This window comes from Streptomyces sp. YIM 98790 (assembly GCF_011421595.1).
In the GTDB taxonomy this organism is placed as follows: Bacteria; Actinomycetota; Actinomycetes; order Streptomycetales; family Streptomycetaceae; genus Streptomyces.
In genome coordinates this window covers 1-19,627 of record NZ_WTLH01000036.1, presented here as the reverse complement: position 1 = coordinate 19,627, position 19,627 = coordinate 1, and the positions used below count along the sequence as shown (strand labels likewise).

12 protein-coding genes are annotated in these 19,627 nt (G+C 72.4%); 7 read left to right on the top strand and 5 right to left on the bottom strand.

The genetic code is table 11. The annotated features are described in order from the left end of the window. Positions 1 to 9: 9 nt before the first annotated feature. A complete protein-coding gene (locus GQS09_RS09175) occupies positions 10 to 708 on the top strand; it encodes a response regulator transcription factor (RefSeq protein ID WP_165985504.1) in 699 nt (232 codons plus the stop codon). Next, a complete protein-coding gene (locus tag GQS09_RS09170) occupies positions 705 to 2,081 on the top strand; it encodes a HAMP domain-containing sensor histidine kinase (protein ID WP_165985503.1) in 1,377 nt (458 codons plus the stop codon). The genes GQS09_RS09175 and GQS09_RS09170 overlap by 4 nt, the downstream gene beginning before the upstream one ends. Positions 2,082 to 2,232: 151 nt before the next feature. Here the strand turns inward: GQS09_RS09170 and GQS09_RS09165 are convergent, their stop codons facing one another. From GQS09_RS09165 to GQS09_RS09150, 4 genes are all read right to left on the bottom strand, one after another. Beyond that, a complete protein-coding gene (locus GQS09_RS09165; protein ID WP_165985502.1) occupies positions 2,233 to 3,651 on the bottom strand; it encodes a GH1 family beta-glucosidase in 1,419 nt (472 codons plus the stop codon). Positions 3,652 to 3,900: 249 nt separating this feature from the next. After that, positions 3,901 to 4,842 carry a carbohydrate ABC transporter permease gene (locus GQS09_RS09160; protein WP_165985501.1) on the bottom strand — a complete coding sequence of 314 codons (942 nt, stop codon included), beginning with the start codon at positions 4,840 to 4,842 and terminating at the stop codon, positions 3,901 to 3,903. Next, positions 4,839 to 5,879: a carbohydrate ABC transporter permease gene (locus GQS09_RS09155; RefSeq protein ID WP_165985500.1), complete on the bottom strand. Its 1,041-nt coding sequence runs from the start codon at positions 5,877 to 5,879 to the stop codon at positions 4,839 to 4,841. Before GQS09_RS09155 ends, GQS09_RS09160 begins: the two co-directional genes overlap by 4 nt. 13 nt (positions 5,880 to 5,892) lie before the next feature. Next, a complete protein-coding gene (locus GQS09_RS09150) occupies positions 5,893 to 7,248 on the bottom strand; it encodes an ABC transporter substrate-binding protein (protein ID WP_243761242.1) in 1,356 nt (451 codons plus the stop codon). 235 nt (positions 7,249 to 7,483) lie between these two features. On the opposite strand from GQS09_RS09150, the gene GQS09_RS09145 reads away from it, so the two are divergent. The 4 genes from GQS09_RS09145 to cas6e all read left to right on the top strand — a co-directional run bounded on the left by GQS09_RS09145 (position 7,484) and on the right by cas6e (position 14,115). Further along, entirely contained in the window at positions 7,484 to 8,521 is a 1,038-nt protein-coding gene (locus tag GQS09_RS09145) for a LacI family DNA-binding transcriptional regulator (RefSeq protein WP_165985499.1), read from the top strand. A gap of 119 nt (positions 8,522 to 8,640) precedes the next feature. Then, a complete protein-coding gene (locus GQS09_RS09140; RefSeq protein ID WP_165985498.1) occupies positions 8,641 to 9,876 on the top strand; it encodes a hypothetical protein in 1,236 nt (411 codons plus the stop codon). Between the two features lie 118 nt (positions 9,877 to 9,994). Next, positions 9,995 to 12,841, top strand: coding sequence for a WD40 repeat domain-containing protein (locus GQS09_RS09135; protein WP_165985497.1), 2,847 nt, complete (start codon positions 9,995 to 9,997; stop codon positions 12,839 to 12,841). Positions 12,842 to 13,413: 572 nt separating this feature from the next. After that, positions 13,414 to 14,115 (top strand): type I-E CRISPR-associated protein Cas6/Cse3/CasE, encoded by a 702-nt coding sequence (gene cas6e, locus GQS09_RS09130; RefSeq protein WP_165985496.1) that lies wholly within the window; start codon positions 13,414 to 13,416, stop codon positions 14,113 to 14,115. 205 nt (positions 14,116 to 14,320) lie between these two features. On the opposite strand, the gene GQS09_RS09125 is transcribed toward cas6e, so the two are convergent. Then, complete coding sequence (locus tag GQS09_RS09125) at positions 14,321 to 16,183, bottom strand: glycoside hydrolase family 6 protein (RefSeq protein WP_165985495.1); 1,863 nt, start codon at positions 16,181 to 16,183, stop codon at positions 14,321 to 14,323. 269 nt (positions 16,184 to 16,452) lie between these two features. On the opposite strand from GQS09_RS09125, the gene GQS09_RS09120 reads away from it, so the two are divergent. Beyond that, positions 16,453 to 19,125, top strand: a complete 2,673-nt coding sequence (locus tag GQS09_RS09120) for a glycoside hydrolase family 48 protein (protein ID WP_165985494.1) — start codon at positions 16,453 to 16,455, stop codon at positions 19,123 to 19,125. Positions 19,126 to 19,627: the final 502 nt, after the last annotated feature.

The following is a 19,627-nucleotide window of genomic DNA, read 5'->3' as shown; positions in this document are numbered from 1 at the left end:
GTGCCGCCCATGGCGCATGTGCTAGTGGTCGAGGACGACCCCATCGTCCGCTCCGCCCTGATCAGGCATCTCACCGATGCCGGACACACCGTCCGGAGCGTCGGCACGGCCCTGGAGGCCCTGCGGGAGGTGTCCCAACTCGGCTTCGAGCTGGTCATCCTGGATCTGGGCCTGCCGGACCTGGACGGCTCCGAGGCCCTGAAGATGCTCCGGGGCGTCACCGACGTACCGGTGATCATCGCCACCGCACGCGACGACGAGTCCGAGATCGTCCGCCTGCTGCACGCCGGAGCCGACGACTACCTGGTCAAACCCTTCTCCGTGGAGCATCTCTCGGCCCGCATGGCGGCCGTGCTGCGCCGGGCCGGCGCCCGCTCCGGCCCCGTCCCGCAGGACCGCACGGTACGGGTGGGCGGCCTGGTGGTCGATCCCCTGCGCCGCCAGGCCCAGCTCGACGGCGCACCGCTGGACCTGACCCGCCGTGAGTTCGACCTGCTGGCCTTCCTCGCCCAGCGGCCCGGTGTGGTGGTCTCCCGCAAGGAACTGCTGACCGAGGTGTGGCGGCAGTCCTACGGCGACGACCAGACGATTGACGTGCACCTGTCCTGGCTGCGCCGGAAGCTCGGCGAGACCGCCGCCCGGCCGCGCTATCTGCACACGCTGCGCGGCGTGGGCGTGAAACTTGAGGCACCGGAGCCGCTGCCATGAGATGGGCGCTCGTCCGGATCTCTCTTGCGGTCACCAGCATGGTGGTGCTGGCCTTCGCCGTGCCGCTGGGCCTGGTGGTCAAGGAGATGGCCCGGGACCGGGCGCTGAGCAACGCCGAGCGGCAGGCCGCCGCCATCGCGCCGCTGCTGGCCATCACCACCGACCGGGGGCAGCTTCAGCGCGCCATGGCCTCCACGGACGCGGGCTCGGCCGGGCGGATCGCCGTCCGGGTGCCGGTGGCCGGGGAGGGCGAACCGCTGGTGGTCGGCGGCCACCGGGCGCCGGAACAGGAGCTGGTGGCCACGGCCGCCCGGGGGCGGGCGGCGTTCCGCGCGGTGCCGGGCGGCATCTCGCTGCTCCAGCCGATCGCGGTGGGCGGCGGGCGGATCGCGGTGGTGGAGGTGTTCGTCCCGGACGGCGAACTGTCCCGGGGCGTGACCATGGCCTGGCTGGTGCTGGCCGTGACCGGCATCGGGCTGATCGTGGGCTCGGTGGCGATCGCCGACCGGCTGGGGCGGCGCACGGTGCAGCCGGCCGAGCGCCTGGCCGAGGCGGCGCGCGAACTGGGCGAGGGACGGCTGAACGTGCGGGTGCCGGAGGACGGGCCGGCCGAACTGCGGTCGGCGGCGGTGGCGTTCAACGCCATGGCCCGGCAGGTGACGCAACTGCTCGCCGGGGAGCGGGAGATGGCCGCCGACCTGTCGCACCGGCTGCGCACTCCGCTGACCGTGCTGCGGCTGAACGCGGCCTCGCTGGGCGACGACGTGGCGGCCGAGCAGACCCGGCAGGCCGTGGACCGGCTGGAGCAGGAGGTCGACCTGATCATCGCCACCGCGCGGGAGCACCGGCCCGCGCTCCAGGAGGACGGGGCGTCCCGGGAGACGGACCTGGCCGAGGTGGTGCGCGAACGGATGGCGTTCTGGTCGGCGCTGGCCGAGGACGAGGCGCGGGAGGCCCGGCTGGCCGGGGTGGACCGGCCGGTACGGGTTCCGGTGCCGCGGGCCGATCTGGCGGCGGCGCTCGACGCCATGCTGGGCAATGTCTTCCGGCACACCCCGGTGGGCACGGCCTTCTCGGTGGACGTGCACAGCGGCGACGGCAGCAGCGGGGCGATCGTGCTGGTCTCGGACGCGGGGCCGGGCATCGCCGACCCGGACACGGCGGTGCGGCGCGGCATCGGCGACGGCGGGCCGGGGTCGACAGGGCTGGGGCTGGACATCGTCCGGCGGGTGGCCGAGGCCACCGGCGGGGATGTGCGGATCGGGCAGTCGGTGCTGGGCGGGGCGGAGATCCGGGTCTGGCTGGCCCGCGACGGGCGGCGCCGCCGTCCGCCGGCCCGCCGCCGCACCGCCCCGGCCCACCGCTCCCGCTGACGCGGGCGCCTGCCGGGTCCGCCGGCTGCCGGGCCGCGGCGCCCCGCGCTGTGGTGCCGCGGGGAGCGGTGGCCCGGAACGGGGGACGGACCCGGCGGTGCGGCTCCGCCGGGTCCGTGCCTGTGTGCCCCTGCCCCGGGGCCGTCCCGGTTCAGGGCAGCGGAGGCAGCTCGCCGGAGGCGATGACCCGCGCGTACCACTTGGCGCTGTCCTTGGGGGTGCGCGCCTGGGTGTCGAAGTCCACGTGGGTGATGCCGAACCGCTTGCTGTAGCCGTAGGCCCACTCGAAGTTGTCCAGCAGCGACCACAGGAAGTAGCCGCGCACGTCCGCGCCCTGCTCGATCGCCGAGTGCACCGCGGCCAGGTGCCCGTGCAGGTAGGCGATGCGGTCCGGGTCGTGGACCGAGCCGTCCGCGTCCGGCTTGTCGTCGAAGGCCGCGCCGTTCTCGGTGACGTACAGCGGCAGCCCCGGCGCCTCGTTGTGGAAGCGCATCAGCAGGTCGGTCATGCCGGTCGGGTCGATGGACCAGCCCATCTCGGTCTGCGGCCCGGGCGCCTGGTGGAACTCGATGTCCTCGGCGGCCACCCACGGGGAGTGGTCGGAGGCGCCGTGGCCGTCGTTGCGCGCGTTGGAGCTGCCCGGCGTGGAGGCCGAGACGATGGTCGGCGAGTAGTAGTTGATGCCGAGGTAGTCCAGGGGCTGCCGGATGGTGGCCTCGTCGCCGTCCTTGACGAAGCTCCAGTCGGAGACCCGGGAGGTGTCGGCGATCAGGTCGGCCGGGTAGCGGCCGTGCAGGATCGGCCCGCTCCAGATGCGGTTCTGCAGGGCGTCCACCCGCCGCTGCGCGTCCACGTCCTCCGGCGACTGGGTCTTGGGCCGCACCGCCGCCGGGTTGAGGGTGATCGCCACCTGGGCGTCGCGCGGCAGCACCTCGCGCAGTGCCTGCACGCCGAGGCCGTGGCCGAGGTTGAGGTGGTGGGCGGAGCGGAGCACGGCCTCGGGCTCGGTGCGGCCGGGCGCGTGCACGCCGGAGCCGTAGCCGAGGAAGGCGCTGCACCAGGGCTCGTTGAGGGTGATCCACATGGAGACCCGGTCGCCGAGCGCCTCGCCGACCAGGCGGGCGTAGTCGGCGAACCGCTTGGCGGTGTCGCGCTCGGGCCAGCCGCCGGCGTCCTCCAGTTCCTGCGGGAGGTCCCAGTGGTAGAGGGTGACGGCGGGCATGATGCCGCGCTCCAGCAGGCCGTCGGCGAGCTGCCGGTAGAAGTCCAGCCCGCGCTGCACGGCGGGGCCGCGGCCGGTGGGCTGCACCCGCGACCAGGACACGGAGAACCGGTAGGCCTGGAGGTTCAGGCCGGCCATCAGGTCGATGTCCTCGCGCCACCGGTGGTAGTGGTCGCAGGCGACGTCGCCGGTGTCACCGGCGAGGACCTTGCCCGGGGTGTGGCTGAAGGTGTCCCAGATGGAGGGGGTGCGGCCGTCCTCGCGCGCGGCGCCCTCGATTTGGTACGCCGCCGTGGCCGATCCCCACAGAAAGTCCTCGGGGAAGACCAGTGGGTTACTCTCTGTCATGGAAGCGCTCCCATTTGTCGCGGTGAAGTCGTGGTTCCCCGAGGGCAGACCTCGGAGGTGTGTTGCGCAGCAGCTCGGCGGGCACATCTGCGTGCGGCCATGCGCCCGCCCCGGAGGCAGGGGCGGCCCCGGGGCGCCGGGTACGCCGGACCGGCCGGGGTCCCGGCCGCGGCCGCTGCGCTCGCCGCCGCCGCCGGTGCCGTATGCCCGTACCGTCCGCGGTACGCCGGCGCCCCCGGAGCCGAACGGTCAGCCCTTGACCGCTCCCTGCATGATTCCTCCCACGATCTGCTTGCCGAACAACAGGAAGGTGATCAGCAGCGGGAGGGTGCCGATCAGCGAGCCGGCCATGATCACGCCCTGGTCGGGCACATAGCCGCGGCCCAGGCCGTTCAGGCCCACCTGGACCGTCGGGTTTTCCTGGGTCAGCACGATGATCGGCCAGAGGAACTCGTTCCAGGCCTGCACGAAGGTCAGCATGCCCAGCACGGCCATGGCCGGCCGTGCCACCGGGAAGACCACGTGCCACAGCACACGCAGGCTGTGCGCGCCGTCCACCCGGGCCGCCTCGATCAGCTCCGTGGGCAGCGCCTGGATCAGGTACTGCCGCATGAAGAACACGCCGAAGGCGCTCACCATGAACGGGAGGATCACGGCCTGGAGCTGGTTGGTCCAGCCCAGTTCGGCGACGGCCATGTACAGCGGGACCACGCCGAGCTGCGGCGGGACCATCATGGTGCCGATCACCATCAGCAGCAGGATGTTCCGGCCCTTGAACCGGAGCTTGGCGAAGGCGAAGCCCGCCATGGTGGCGAACAGCACCGTGGAGATGGTGATGCAGCTCGCCACGAAGATGGTGTTGAACAGGGCCTTGCCCATCTGACCGGTGTTCCAGGCGGTCTCCAGGTTCTCCCACAGCCGCGGCCCGAAGACGAACGGGGGCGGTGTCTTGGCGAGCCTGGTGTTGCTCTGGGACGCGGCGATGGCCGTCCAGACCAGCGGGAAGAACGAGATGAAGGTGAAGACGGCCAGGATGGCGTACGTCAGCCAGCCGGCGTGCAGCTGGCGGCCGGCGCCGCCCGCCCTCGGGCGCTTGCGGCGGCGGTCGCCGGGCGGCGCGGTGTGCGCGCCCGAGCCGCCGGCCGCCGGTGTCGCGGAAGAGGGGGTCTCGTCCAGCGCGGAGGTCGTCATGAGGAAGCCCCCTTGCCGATGCCGCTGGCCCGGTTGACCCACTTGGTCAGCGCCCAGTTGATCAGGCCGATGAGGATCAGGATCAGGAACATCATCCAGGCGATGGCCGATGCCCGCCCCAGGTTGTAGTTGAACCAGCCGATTTGGTACATGTAAAGACCAATCGTCTGGAACTGGTGGCTGGGGCCGCCGTCCGCACCGCTGCCGAAGAGCAGCGGCTCACCGAAGAGCTGCATCGCCCCGATGGTGGAGACCACCACGGTGAACAGGATGGTCGGGCGCAGTGACGGGATCGTCACGTAGATGAACTGCTTCCAGCGCGAGGCGCCGTCGATCGCCGCGGACTCGTACAGATCGGACGGCACGGCCTGCATGGCCGCCAGATAGATCAGGGTGTTGTAGCCGGTCCACCGCCAGATGACGATTGTCGACACGGCGAATTTGGAGACCCAGTCACCGGTCTGCCAGTCGATGTTGTCGATGCCGACCAGGCCCAGCGCCCAGTTGATCATGCCGTAGTCGCGCCCGTAGAGCAGGGCGAACACCAGGGTGGCCGCCGCCACCGAGGTCGCGTACGGGGTCAGCAGCGCGACCCGCCAGAAGTTGCTGGCGCGCAGCTTGTAGTTCAGCAGGTGGGCCAGGCCGAGGGCCATCAGGAGCTGCGGGACGGTGGAGATCATCCCGATGAGGAAGGTGTTCTTCAGGGAGTTCCAGAAGAACTCGTCCTGCAGCAGACGGGTGAAGTTGTGCAGGCCGGCCCACTCCATGTCGGTGGGCGCGTGCAGGCGGGACCGGTGCAGGGCCGCCCAGCCGGTGAACAGCAGGGGGAAGAGGCCGAACGCCGCGAAGAAGAGGAAGAACGGCGAGATGAAGCCGTAGGGGCTGTACTTGGTGTCGAGCCGGTAGCGCAGCGACCGCCGCCGCGCCGCCTTGGGGTCGGGGGCCTTGCGCGCCGAGCGGCGCCGGCCGGGCGGACGCTCCTGGCGCGGGGCCGCGCCCCCCGAGGGGGGCGCGGCAAGGTGGTGTTCCGTCGTCATTCCGGATTCCTGGTCACTCGTCCAGCTTGTTGTTGATGTCCTTGACGGTGTCGCTCCAGGCGGTGTCGGGGTCGACGCCCTCGCGCTCGGCGACCAGGATGCCGTTGGACAGACCCTGCTGGATGACCTGGTCACGCGGGCCGGTGATCAGGGTCGGGATGCCCTCCGCGGCGGTCTTGAACAGCTCGCCGATCGGGGCGTCGGAGAAGTAGGCGTGGGTGGCCGCGGCCACGGCCGGGTCCTCCTGCGCGGTCGTGGAGCTGGGGTAGCTGCCGCGCTCGGTGAAGAGCTTGGCCTGCTGCTCCGGAGCGGTCAGCCAGTTGATCAGCTTGACCGCCTCCTCCTTGTTCTTGGAGGCCTCGGTCACCGCCAGGAAGGAACCGCCCCAGTTGGCCGGCTGCGGGGCCATGGCGAAGTCCCACTGGCCCTTGCCCTCGTCACCGGACTTGTCCTCGATGTAGCCGAGCATCCAGGCCGGGCAGGACAGGGTGGCGAAGTCGCCGTTGGCCATGCCCTGGTTCCACTCCTCGGAGAAGAGGTCGTGCTTGGCGGTCAGGTCCGCCTCGACGGCCTCCATCGTGGTGTCCCAGGCGGCGGAGACGCCCTCGCTGTCCTCGTAGACGACCTCGCCGTCGGCGTTGTAGTACCGCTCGGAGAAGCTGTTCACGATGGCGTTGAACATGCCGGCGCCGGCGTCCACCCACTTGGCGTCCGAGGTGGTGGCGGCCTGCCACTCCTTGCCGGTCTCCACGTAGGCGGACCAGTCGCCCGCCCACAGGGCGCCGACCTCTTCGCGGTCGGTGGGCAGCCCCGCGTCCGCGAACAGGTCCTTGCGGTAGCAGATGCCCATCGGGCCGATGTCGGTGCCGAGGCCGACGATCTTGCCGTCCGCGTTGCTGGTCGCCTGGGCCACCTTCCAGTCCAGGAAGTGGCTCGTGTCCACCTCTTCGTAGTCCCGCAGGTCCACGAAGTACTGGGAGAGGTCGTTGGCCGCCTCGTAGACGTTGCCGACCTCGACGGCCTGGATGTCCATCAGGCCGCTGCCGGTCGGAAGCTTGGTGAGCAGGGCGGGCCAGTAGTCCTCGCTCCGCTGGGTCGAGGTCTGCTCGATCTTGATGTGCGGGTTGGCGGCCATGTACTCGTCGTACAGGCCGGCCTCCTCCAGACCGAACTGGCCGAAGACGCCGATGGTGAGGGTGATCTGGTCCTTGTCACCGCCGTTGCCGCCGGTGTCGCCGCTGCCTTCACCGCCGTCGTCGCTCGAACAGGCGGCGAGCAGACCGGCGCTCAGTATCGCCGCGAGACCCGCGGCAATCGCTCTGCTGCTCCTGCCGCGCTGGCCTCGCGGCATACGGGGGGTGTTGCGCATGGTGGTCGTCCTCCTGGCGCAGTGACGTGCCGTTCCCGGTCGATTGTGCGGCTGTGGGGGAGTGATCCGGGCGTGGTACGTACGGGTTGTGTAGGGTTTCAGCAGGATGGGAGCGCTCCCAAACTTGATGAAGTGAAGAGTTCCCCAGCGGCGAGCAAGTGTCAAGGCATCGGGCTGTACGTCGCCTCTTTCGTGATGTAGTTGGAGTCTGGGGCGACACACAGGAGGAAAATCGATGGGATTGGGAAGGCGTGGTGCCGGACGCAACGGTAGACCGACGCTGGAACAGGTCGCAGCCCGTGCCGGAGTCGGCCGGGGAACCGTGTCCCGCGTCATCAACGGCTCGCCGAGGGTGAGCGACCGGACGCGTACCGTGGTGCAGCAGGCCATCGCGGATCTGGGCTATGTGCCGCACCGGGCGGCGCGGGCGCTGGCGGCCAACCGGGCCGACGCGATCGCGCTGGTGGTGCCCGAGACGGAGGGGCGGCTGTTCAACGACCCGTACTTCTCCGTGATCATCCGGGGCATCAGCGCGGTGCTGGCCGATGCCGACATGCAGCTGCTGCTGACGCTGATCCGCAGCCCGAAGGAACGGCAGCGGTTCGCCGAGTACGCGGCCGGGAACCGCGTGGACGGCGTGCTGCTGGTGTCCCTGCACGGCGAGGACCCGCTGCCCGAGCAGCTCACCGAGTACGGCATCCCGGGGGTGATGAACGGCCGCCGGTCCGCCGCCGAGTCCTTCCCGCACGTGGACGTGGACAACGTCGGCGGGGCCCAGCTCGCCGTGGAGCACCTGATCGGCCGGGGCCGCCAGACGGTGGCCACCATCACCGGCCCGCTGGACATGTACGGTGCCCGGTCCCGGCTGGACGGGTACCGCGAGGGCCTGCGGGCGGCCGGACGGCCGGATGACGAGGACCTGGTGCACTACGGTGACTACTCCGAGGAGAGCGGCTATGAGGGCATGCGGGGGCTGCTGCGCCGGCGGCCGGACCTGGACGCGGTCTTCTGCGCCTCCGACCTGATGGCCGCCGGGGCCCGGCAAGCGCTCCGGGAAGCGGGGCGCTCGGTTCCGGACGATGTCGCGCTGGTCGGATTCGACGACTCGGCGATAGCCCGGCACATGGACCCGCCGCTCACCAGTGTGCGGCAGCCCATCGAGGAAATGGGCCGGGCCATGGCGCTGGCGCTGCTGGCGGAGATCAACGACCCGGGCAGCGGGCCGGCGCGGCAGGTCCTGCCCACCGAGCTGATGCGCCGGGCGTCCTCCTGAGGCGTTCCGGCGGTGCGGCGGTGACCGTCCGTTTCCGGCCCCTCCGGAAACGGCCGGTTACCGTCCACCCGGGAACCCGGCGTCCGCGCCGGGCCGGGAACTGGGTCTAGGGTCTCGGCATGGGTGGTGACCGACCGTCGGCGGCACTCGCCGACCCCGCCGAGGCACTCTGCGCTCCGGGTGATCTGGACCACACCGGTCCGCTCCCGGCACGCCCGGCCGTGCCGCAGCGCATACTCAGCGTGGCCGCCTCCCGGCGGCTGGGCCGGGTGGCCGTGGCCACCTCCGCGCCCTGGTTCCCGGGCCTGGGCGAACTGCTCGTCCTCGAACCGCTGCCCGGCCGGGACCCCGGCGCGCCGCCCGGCGCACCGCCGCGGCTGCGTGCCCGCCCGCCGCTGCGCCTGCCGCTGGTGCGCGGGCCCTACGGCGCCGTGGTGCGCGATCTGGTGCTCAGCCCGGACGGCTCCATGGTCACCGCCTCGCTGGGCGGCACCGACGAACAGCACGTGGCCGGCATGATCCACTGGGCTCTGGAGCCGGGCGGGCCCGACGCCCCGCCGCGGCCGGTCGAGCTGTGGCGGCACTCCGCCAGCCGTACCGGGCCGAGCACCGACGGCGACGCCGGCTATCTGCGGCTGGCGGTCAGCCGCGACGGCGGCACCGTGGCCGGATGCGACCAGAACAGCCGCAACGTGATCGTGCTCGACGCCCGTACCGGGCGGCAGATCTTCAACGGCGAGGAGGGCCGGGCGCCGGCCGACCGGATCGGCGGCACCGGCGCCATCGCGCTGGACGCCGACGGCTCCCGGGTGGCCTTCCGCCTCTACCGGGGGCACCGCCCGGCGCCGGACGGCGGCGTCGCCGTGCTGGCGCTGCGCGGCGGCGGCCCGGACGGCCCGGACGGTGCGGACGGTGCGGACGGTGCGGACGGCCCCGAGGGTCCGGCCGTCCATCCCACCGGCCTGGACTGGTGCTGCGGGCTGGCCTTCTCACCGGAGGGAGACCGGCTGGCCGTGGTCGGCATCCTGGGCGGCGCACTCGTCGCGGGCGTGCTCGACCTGACCGCCGCGCCGGCCGTCCCGCGGCGGGACCGGTCCTGGACGGTGCTGGGCAGGCTGCCCTGGGAGGCCCGGCAGCAGTGCGCCCGGCCCCAGTGGGGCGGCCACGGCCCGCGGGTCGCCGTCCGCTCCGGGCACACCGTCACGGTCTGGGATCTGCTGGCCGAACGCCCGCTGCACTCCGTGGCGGGCATGGGCTGGGAGACCACGTGGAATCTCACCCCGGACGGCACCGAGTTCCTGACCGCCACCCCCGAGGGCGTGCACAGCCGGGTCCTGGACCCGGCCCCGGACTGACCGGACCGTCCCCGCCCCTCGCTGCCGCCCCGCCCGCCCGACCCCTCCGGCCCCGCCCTCTGCCCCCGCCCCTGGCCCTGGCCGACCCGCCGAAGCCCACACGACTCCTGGACGGTGCATGACCGACGACCATCGCCTGACGGCCCTGCTGCGGGCCCGTCCCAGCGGCGCGGCCTGGGCGGAGATCTGCACACTGCTGGAAGACTGCGACGAGCGGCGGCTGGCCGCCGTGACGCCCCTGGTGCTGCGCTGGCCGGCGGCCCAGCGGGAGATGCCGGACCGCTGGTGGGCCGAGTGGGTCCGCGGGGAGGTGCGGCCCTGCCACGCGCTGGCCGGAACCCGCGTTCTCGGCCGTCTGGACCGGGTGGAGACCGGGACCGTCGCCACCCCCGTCGAGGAGGACTGGGAGGTCGAGGAGGACTGGGACGAGGACCCGGCCGCGTTCTCCGGGATCGCCGCGTCCTCCGGTGCCGGCGGCCCGGGCTCCCCGGCCGCGGTTTCCGCCCGGCAGACCTCCGAGGTCTCCGCGGCGGGAGCGCTTACTGCCGGCCCGCCCGGCACGCCCGCCCCGGCCCCCGGGCCGTTACCCGACGCAATGGGCGCCATGGATTCCCTCTCCGCGTCCTTCGACCACGGGGCCTGTGCCGTGGCCGCGCCCGCCGGCCTGCGCTGGCTGGCCCTGGGGGCCCGCGCGGCCTGGCAGGACCGCGGCGGCGACATCGTCCGCTGGGAGACCACCCGCGACGCCCCCCTGGTGTGGTACCTCGACGGCGGCGAATGCCACGACGAGGCCTACGACCTCCAGATCAGCCCCGACGGCGAGACCGTGGCCACCTCCGTGCAGGGAGTGTGGCGGGCCTGGTCCGCATCCACCGGCAAGATCCTCTGGCGCCTCGGCCCCGACCGGACCGGCACCGGTCCCGGACCCGGAGGCGTCAACGGAGTCAACCGGGTCAACGGCGTCAACCGGGTCAACGGTGCCGGCGGCGACGGTGACGACGGCGACGCGTCCGCAGAGGGCAGCAGCAGCCTGGACGACCTGGTCCGCATCGCCTTCTCCGGCGACGGCCGGCGGGTGGCCTTCGGAACCGGCAGTTCCGACGTGGTCAGTGTGCTGGACAGCCGGACCGGCGAGATCCTGCTGGCCCTGGACCGCGACGCCGAGGCGTTCGGCCCGGTCGCCCTGGACCACCGCGGCGAACGCCTCGCCCACGCCTGCCCGGCCGGGCGGGTCGCGGTCCGCGAGGTGGCCACCGGACGGCTGCTGGCCACCGCCGACACCGGCCTCACCTCCGTCGCCGCCCTGGCCATGGCCCCGGACGGCGCGGCGGTCTTCGCGGTGGGCGGCACCGTCGGCGGCGCACCCGAGGCCGCGGGCCTGGCCACCCGGGCCCGCCCGGCCGCCCGGCTGCTCACCCTGACCGCCGCCCCGCACCGCACCGGCCGGGACGGTACCGCCCTGCTCGCGGCCGGCCCGCTGATCCGCCCGGCCGCCGTGCCGGAGGGCACCGACGCCGCCTCCCCGAGCACCGCCATGACCGCGCGCGCCGCCTGGACCCCGGCCGGCCCGCACGCCTTCCTCGCCGCCGACTTCGGCTCCGTCCTCTTCGACGCCGAGGGCCGGGTGCTCTGGGCCGACCCCGCCGGGTCGGCCGGCTGCTTCACGCCGGACGGCCGGGTCCTGGTCGTGGTCCAGGAGGAGGTGACCGCCTGGTTCCTGGACGGACTGCGCCGCCCCGACGGGCTGGCCCCGCCGCCCGCCGCTCCGCCCGCCCCGGGCACCGTACTGCTCGACGGGCTCCCCGCCGGCCTCGGCAGAAACGACTCTGCCTTGCACCGGCCACGCGCGGGCAGTCCCGGGGCCCCGGCCGCCGCCGCTGCCCAGGCCCCGGCCCGGCGCAACGGCCCGCGCGGCGCGGCCCGCCCCGGCCCCGAACCGGCGGCCGGCCCCGAGGCACTGCCCTGCTCCTACTGGCCCGTCTGGCCCGCGGCCGTCACCGACGGCGCCCGGCGGCTGGTGTTCTCCGCCAAGCTGGACCGCTTCTGCGGCGAGCGCCGGGACGTGCTCTGCCACTGGCCGGACGGCGACCCCGGCCGCACCGCCCCGCGGATCACCCTGCTGCCCGGCGGCCCGGACGCGGCAGCCGACTGCGCTCTCGCCTTCAGCCCCCGCGGCGATGCCGTGGCCCGTGCCCTGCACGGCGCCACCTCCCAGCTCCTGCTGCACGACCCCGGTACCGGCGAATGCCGCTGGAGCTGGGCGCTGCCCACCGCGCCCGCCCCGGCGGCGATGTCCTCCGGCTGCCTGCACCTGGCATTCAGCGGGGACGGCAGCCGCCTGCTGCTGGCCTCGGCCACCGGCCGGCTGGTGCTGCTCGACGCCCGCCGCGGCACCCCGCTGCACACCCTCGCCGAGCCCGGCGGACCGCACCACACCGCCCTGGACAGCACCGGCAGCCGCCTCGCCTACGGCACCGCCGACCAGCGCGTCCTGGTCCGGGCCACCGGCACCGGCCGGGTGCTGCTGGACGCCGCGCCCGCCCGGCTGCGGCGCATCACCGGCCTGGCCTTCGCCCCGGATGCCCGCCTGCTGGCCGTGGCCGGGGCCACCCGGTCCCACGATGCCGCGCTCTGGCTGCTGCCGCTCCCGCCGGACGGCCCCGGCGACCGGGACGGGACCGCCGCGCCCCGTACCGCCTCCGCGCCGCCCGCCGAACCGCGCATCGCCGTCCACGACTTCCCCATGAGCGACCCCGCGGACGGAGCGCTGGTGTGGGCAGCCGCCGGCCCGCGCGTCCACTTCTCGGGGGACCGGGGGGCCGGAGTCGTCTGGGACGCGGCCACCGGCCGGGTGCTGGCCGACATCCCGTTCGGTGCCCAGCAGGGCGGGGTGGCCCTCTCGCCGGACGGTGCCACCCTCGTCACCGTCACCCAGTACGGGGCCCGCCGCTGGCCGCTGCGCTGAGGGACCGCCCCCGGCCCGCCGCCCCGGGGCCGGGCCCTCCGGCGTGACGCCCCGTGGACCCCGTGGGCCCGGCGGGCCCGCCGGGCCCACGGGCACAGCCGGACCGGACAGTAGCGGCCGACGCCTGCCGGGGGAGCGGAATTCCGGTTTTCGTCCGGGTGATCACCGGGCACCGCTTGAATGTGTCGCATGCGCGAAGACGCGTTCGCAGCCGTCCCGGCCGCCCGGGAGCCCAGGGGTGCCCAAGCCGCTTCGGCAACAATTCGGCGACATCCGGCGCACAGGGCCCCGGGACATTGCCGGGAAGCCGCGGAACCGGGACCGCCCCCACGGGCGGCATAACCGGCCGAACCGGGCATCCGCGGAGTCCGGGGCGGCTGCCGCGGCCCGCCCCGGACCGCCGCCGCGGACTCCGCACGTTCAAGAGTTGAAGGTCGTCCGGTCGCTGCTGCGAACCCCGGCCGACGGCGCAGTGTGCGACCGCCCCCCGCTTTCGCCGACGTCCCCGATCCGTGTGCCGGCCGGCCGGCACATGCCGCCCCACCGTCCGACGAACCTGCTGGAACCACCTGATGTATCTGACCCGCTTCCGTATCAACACCGCCCGCACCGGCGCCCGCCGGCTGCTCGCTTCTCCGCAGGTGCTGCACGCGGCCGTGATGTCCTCGTTCGCCGAGATCCTGCCCGGCGCCCCCGGCGCCCCCGGCGCCCCCGACGCGCCCCGCGTCCTGTGGCGGCTGGACCGGGATGCCAAGGCCCATGTCACCCTCTGCCTCACCAGCCCGTACCAGCCCGACCTCACCCACCTCGTGGAACAGGCCGGGTGGCCCGCCTCCGAGGCCCCGGGCTGGAGCACCTGCGACTACGCCCCCTTCCTGCACCGCCTCTCCTCCGGCGAGCACTGGGACTTCCGCCTCACCGCCAACCCGGTGCACAGCGTGCGCCGCAGACCGGGGGAGCCGACGAGGAGGACCGCGCACGTCACCCCGGCGCACCAGGTCTCCTGGCTGCTCAGGCGGCAGGAGGCCGCGGGCTTCCGGGTCGTCCCGGCGGCCGGCGGCGACCCGGGCACCCCGCGGGTCGTCGTCCGCGGCCGCCGCGCTCTGGTCTTCAGCCGCCGCAGGAACGACCGGCCGGTCACGCTGCTGACCGTCACCTACGACGGCCGGCTGGAGATCGCCGACCCGGACGCCTTCCGCCGCACCCTCACCCACGGGCTCGGCCGCGCCCGCGGCTACGGCTGCGGTCTGATGACCCTCAGCCCTCCGGACTGAATCTCCCCGGCCGTGTGGGGGCCCCGGCGGCACGGCGGCACAGTGGCAGGACGACGGGGCCCGGGGCCCGGGGAACGGAGGGCGGTGGGCGACGGCGCGGAGAGTCGCGGAGACGGCGCGGATGCGCGCAAGGCGGAACCCCCGGCCCTGGGGGAAGCGAGGGCCGGGGGTTCCGTTGAAGGACTGACCGTCAGGTCAGGTCACGTCAGCTCAGGGGCGGGTAGGCGTTCGCCATCAGCTCCTGGAACTGGGCCGAGAACCAGTGACCGGAGACGGGGGCGTCCGGCAGGGCACCGGACATGCTGTTGCCGTTGCGGGCGTTGCCCTCGTAGGTCGGGTCACACATCCGGTCGAAGCCCTTGCCCTCGTCGTTCGGGATCTCCCGGCTGGAGCCGTCCGACTCCCCCGGAGGCTTGGCCCAGACGTAGGCGTCGATACCGGAGGCCGGAGCGGTCGTCGGGCGCTCGCCCAGACCGGCACCGCTCTGGTTGCACCAGTTGCCCTTGTGGATGCGCTTGTCGATCCGGGAGCCGTCCACGAAGTCGTCCACGCTGGTGTTCGGGCCGGGACCACTGGGACGGTCCGGGCCGCCCCAGCCGTTGCGGGAGGTGTCGATCAGCATGCCGATGCCGCTGTTGAAGCCGGTGCGGACCAGCTCCTGGCGGAATGCCTGGGCGAAGGACTGCTCATCGACGTACTGGTTCCAGTCAACCCACGACGACTGACGGACGGAGGTGCCGTTGACGGAGTCGGTGATGGAGTAGTACGGCTCCACCGTGGGGCTGAAGTTGGCCGTGTTGGTGATGAAGCCGTGCACGTCGTCCACGGTCGCGCCTTCGGCGTTGGCGGCCTCCAGCATGATCTGGGCGGTGGCAGTGAAGTTGTCGTCCCAGCCGATCCAGCCGTGGTGCGCGGCGTCGATGTAGTTGTAGACGTTCGGGACGTCACCCAGCTTGTTCAGGGCGTAACCGACGCCCTTCACGTAGTTGCCGTTCGCCTTCATCGTGTCGCACATCTCCGTGCCGGCATCACCACGGTCGGTGGTGTTGGTGATGAGGTTCGGCAGGGAGTCGATCTCGATGATCGTGACGATCCGGAGGTCCTCGTAGGCCGGGTCGTCCAGGATGCCGGCGATGACGTCGATGTACTCGGTCTTGTACCGGTCGAGCTCCTCCGGCCCGAGTTCGCCGTTGGAGGCGAGCGCCGCACAGTCACGGCCGGGCAGGTTGTAGATGACGACCTGGAAGACGAAGCCGTCCCGGCCGGCGGCCTGCTCGACGGCCTCGTCCAGGTGGTCCTTCAGACCCATGGTGCGGTCGGCGGCCTGGCCGGAGCCGTGGATGGCGGCGATCCGGTCCATCCAGACGAAGGTCGGCAGGTCGGCGATCCGGGAGCCGCCCGGCTCGGAACGGGCGTTGGCGGACCATTCCGGGTTCACGTAGGTGCCCGGGGAGTTGACGTACGGGTTGTCCACCCGGTCGTGGCCGCCGTTGCCGCCGGTGGTGCCGCCGTTGGTGGTGGTGCCGCCGTTGGTGGTGGTGCCGCCGTTGGTGGTGGTGCCACCGTTCGTGGTGGTGCCACCGTTCGTGGTGGTGCCGCCGTTGGTGGTGGTGCCGCCGGTGGTCTGCGCGGTGCCGTCACAGGTGACGCCGTTGACCGCGAACGAGGTCGGGGCGGCGTTGCTGCCGGAGTAGCTGAAGTTGGCTCCGATGCTCACCGAGCCGCCGGCCGGAATCGCGGCGTTCCAGGATTCGTTGCGGACGGTGATGTTCTGACCCGACTGCGACCACTGGCCGCTCCAGCCCTGCTGGAGCTGCTGGTTGCCCGAGTAGCTGTAGGTGAGCGTCCAGTTGCTGGTGGCGGTGTCACCGACGTTCTTGATGGCGACGTTGGCCGTGAAACCGGAACCCCAGTCGTTGGCCGAGTAGTTGACTTCACACCCGAAGGTGGCTGCGGACGCGCTGCCCTGGAGCAGGCCGATGCCCGCCGCCCCGACGAGCATCGCGCCCGCGGCGAGTACGGCCGCCGGCCGGAACCGCCGCAGGGGTGGGGGGTTGGTGCGGCTCATTGCAGTCCTCTCGATGTCAGCGTTGCGCCGTCCCTGGCGCCTGACGTTCATGGAACCGCTCCCACTGGTTGAAGGGACCGTAACGCCTCTGAGTGGTCCATGCCAAGAGGCCGTTCGAGAGTTGATAGCTGACCTGCCCGTATGTCGGAGTCTTCGTCAAGAGTATTGACGCGAGCATGCGATGCCTCGATATTGGGAGCGCTCCCACTGGTTTTCCATGCACACGCCACGCTCCCTGTCACCCCCCTGAGCCGCAAGGAGAGACGCGCATGCGTGTCCGCAGAAAGCTTCCCCCCGGAGCATCGCCTCCGCCCAGGCGCCGCCGATGGCGCCGCCTGGCAATCGCGGCCTCGGCCGCTCTCGCCGTTCCGTTCGCGCTGCACGGAGGGCTCAACAGCTCCGCCCAGGCCGCCGAGTTCGGCTGCGAGGTCGACTACACGGCCAACGACTGGGGCTCCGGCTTCACGGCCAACGTGACCCTCCGCAACACCGGGACCTCGGCCATCGACGGCTGGACGCTCACCTACAGCTACACCGGCAACCAGCAGCTGCAGCAGGGCTGGAGCGGCCAGTGGTCGCAGTCGGGTCAGAACATCACCGTGCGGAACGCGGCCTGGAACGGCACCATCGCGCCCGGCGCCTCCACCGGCTTCGGCGCCAACTTCAGCTACTCGGGCAGCAACGAAGCGCCGACCTCGTTCGCGGTCAACGGCACCACCTGCGGCGAGGAGCCGGTGGAGGACCCGTCCGTCATCGCCAGCCCCACCTCGGTCGCGCTCACCCCGGGCGAGACCGGCACCTTCGGGCTGCGGCTGTCCAACCAGCCGGACAGCAATGTGACGGTCTCGGTCTCCCGCACCTCCGGTGACACCGGGATCACCGTCTCCGGCGGCTCGTCGCTCACCTTCACCCCGGCGAACTGGGACGTCCCGCAGACGGTCACCCTGTCCGCCTCGGCCTCCGCCGCCAGCTCCGCCGTCATCACCGCGTCCGCGCCCGGCCACGAGCCGGCCACCGTCACGGCCACCGTGCGGACCACCGCGGACAGCGAGTACGAGGAGCGCTTCCTGGAGCTGTACGACAAGGTGATGGACCCGGCCAACGGGTACTTCTCGCCCGAGGGCATCCCCTACCACGCGGTGGAGACCCTGATCGTCGAGGCCCCGGACCACGGTCACGAGACCACCTCCGAGGCGTACAGCTACCTGATCTGGCTGCAGGCCGTGTACGGCAAGATCACCGGCGACTGGCAGCCGTTCAACGACGCCTGGGCCACGATGGAGCAGTACATGATCCCGGGCGCCGGCGACCAGCCGACGAACAGCTTCTACGACCCGTCCAGCCCGGCCACCTACGCGCCGGAGCACCCGCAGCCGAGCGGCTACCCGTCGGCGCTGGACGGCAATGTGGCCGTCGGCCAGGACCCGCTGGCCAACGAGCTGTCCTCCACCTACGGCACGGACAACATCTACGGCATGCACTGGCTGCAGGACGTGGACAACGTGTACGGCTTCGGCAACGAGCCGGGCAACATGTGCGCCGGCGGCCCGCAGAGCGACGGCCCGTCCTTCATCAACACCTTCCAGCGCGGCGAGCAGGAGTCGGTGTGGGAGACCGTGCCGCACCCGTCGTGTGACGACTACGACTACGGCGGGCCGAACGGCTTCCTCGACCTGTTCATCGACGACGACGGCTACGCCGAGCAGTGGCGCTACACCAACGCCCCGGACGCCGACGCCCGCGCGGTGCAGGCCGCCTACTGGGCCAAGGAGTGGGCCGCCGAGCAGGGCAACGCCTCCGCCGTCGCCGCCACCGTGGAGAAGGCCGCCCGGATGGGCGACTACCTCCGCTACGCGATGTTCGACAAGTACTTCAAGCAGATCGGCTGCTCCAGCCCGAGCTGCCCCGCCGGCACCGGCAAGAACAGCGCGCACTACCTGCTGTCCTGGTACTACGCCTGGGGCGGCGCCACCGACAGCAGCGCCGGCTGGGCCTGGCGGATCGGCAGCAGCCACACCCACTTCGGGTACCAGAACCCGATGGCCGCGTGGGTGCTGTCCACCGACTCCGACCTGATCCCCGACTCCCCGTCCGCGGACCAGGACTGGGGCACCAGCCTCCAGCGCCAGGTGGAGTTCTACCGCTGGCTGCAGTCCGCCGAGGGCGGCATCGCCGGCGGTGCCACCAACAGCTGGGGCGGCGACTACAGCACTCCGCCGTCCGGCACCCCGACCTTCTACGGCATGTACTACGACGAGGCCCCGGTCTACCACGACCCGGAGTCCAACACCTGGTTCGGTTTCCAGGCGTGGTCCATGCAGCGGCTGGCGGAGTACTACTACTCCACCGGCGACCAGATGGCCGGCGAGGTCCTGGACAAGTGGGTCGACTGGGCCCTGAGCGAGACCACCATCGGCAGCAACGGTGACTTCGCCATCCCGTCCACCCTGTCCTGGACCGGCGCGCCGGACACCTGGAACGCCGCCAACCCGGGTGCCAACAACAACCTGCACGTGACCGTGGAGTCCACCAGCCAGGACGTCGGCGTGGCCGGCTCCTTCGCCAACACCCTCGCCTTCTACGCCGCCGCCAGCGGCGACACCGAGGCGCAGGCCGCGGCCAAGGGCCTGCTGGACGCCATGTGGTTCCACATGGACGACATCGGCATCGCCACGACGGAGGTGCGCGAGGACTACGAGCGCTTCGACGACGAGGTCTACATCCCGGCCGGCTTCAGCGGCACCATGCCCAACGGTGACCAGATCCAGCCGGGCGCGACCTTCGAGTCGCTGCGCACCTTCTACCACGACGACCCGAACTGGCAGAAGGTCGAGGACTACCTGAACGGCGGGCCGGCGCCCGAGTTCGAATACCACCGGTTCTGGGCGCAGTCCGACATCCTGGTCGCCATGGGCGTGTACGCCGACCTCTTCGGCGAGTGACCCGGGCGACCGGTCGTCCCTGGCTCCTGATCGACAACTCAACATCGCAACCGAAGAGCGCAACTGAACATCGCAACCGCATACACAACAGAACAACAAAGGACGCACACAACAGAAACACACAACAGAAAAGGGTGAGTTGAGGGCAGGGGCCCCGGGGCGGACGACTCCGGGGGCCCCTGTCCACCTGCGTGTCGTCCGTTTCTGTTCTGTGAGCTCCGCCCCTAAGGTGTTGCCGAGACCCAGCCCCCGCAGCGCTTGCGCCGTACTGTCCCCCCACCGAGAGACGCGCTCAGCCGTGGATTACTGCATAACCTGCCGGCGCCATCTCAATGGCGCCCTGATGTGCCCCGGATGCGGGGCCGTGGCGGCCGATATGCCGCCCCTTCCGGCACCTGCCGGACAGCCGGCGGAGGACGACCGCCCCACCCTGCCGCTCGCCGCCCAGCCGGCGGACGGCGCTGCCGCGGACCCCGCCGGCCCCGCCGGCCCCGGCGCCGGC

What these genes read in the sequence shown, in the direction of transcription:
- GQS09_RS09135 (WP_165985497.1), top strand. Translation starts at nt 9,995, where the DNA reads ATGACCGACGACCATCGCCTGACGGCCCTGCTGCGGGCCCGTCCCAGC.
- GQS09_RS09175 (WP_165985504.1), top strand. Translation starts at nt 10, where the DNA reads ATGGCGCATGTGCTAGTGGTCGAGGACGACCCCATCGTCCGCTCCGCC.
- GQS09_RS09125 (WP_165985495.1), bottom strand. Translation starts at nt 16,183, where the DNA reads ATGAGCCGCACCAACCCCCCACCCCTGCGGCGGTTCCGGCCGGCGGCC.
- GQS09_RS09160 (WP_165985501.1), bottom strand. Translation starts at nt 4,842, where the DNA reads ATGACGACCTCCGCGCTGGACGAGACCCCCTCTTCCGCGACACCGGCG.
- GQS09_RS09140 (WP_165985498.1), top strand. Translation starts at nt 8,641, where the DNA reads ATGGGTGGTGACCGACCGTCGGCGGCACTCGCCGACCCCGCCGAGGCA.
- cas6e (WP_165985496.1), top strand. Translation starts at nt 13,414, where the DNA reads ATGTATCTGACCCGCTTCCGTATCAACACCGCCCGCACCGGCGCCCGC.
- GQS09_RS09145 (WP_165985499.1), top strand. Translation starts at nt 7,484, where the DNA reads ATGGGATTGGGAAGGCGTGGTGCCGGACGCAACGGTAGACCGACGCTG.
- GQS09_RS09170 (WP_165985503.1), top strand. Translation starts at nt 705, where the DNA reads ATGAGATGGGCGCTCGTCCGGATCTCTCTTGCGGTCACCAGCATGGTG.
- GQS09_RS09155 (WP_165985500.1), bottom strand. Translation starts at nt 5,879, where the DNA reads ATGACGACGGAACACCACCTTGCCGCGCCCCCCTCGGGGGGCGCGGCC.
- GQS09_RS09150 (WP_243761242.1), bottom strand. Translation starts at nt 7,248, where the DNA reads ATGCGCAACACCCCCCGTATGCCGCGAGGCCAGCGCGGCAGGAGCAGC.
- GQS09_RS09120 (WP_165985494.1), top strand. Translation starts at nt 16,453, where the DNA reads ATGCGTGTCCGCAGAAAGCTTCCCCCCGGAGCATCGCCTCCGCCCAGG.
- GQS09_RS09165 (WP_165985502.1), bottom strand. Translation starts at nt 3,651, where the DNA reads ATGACAGAGAGTAACCCACTGGTCTTCCCCGAGGACTTTCTGTGGGGA.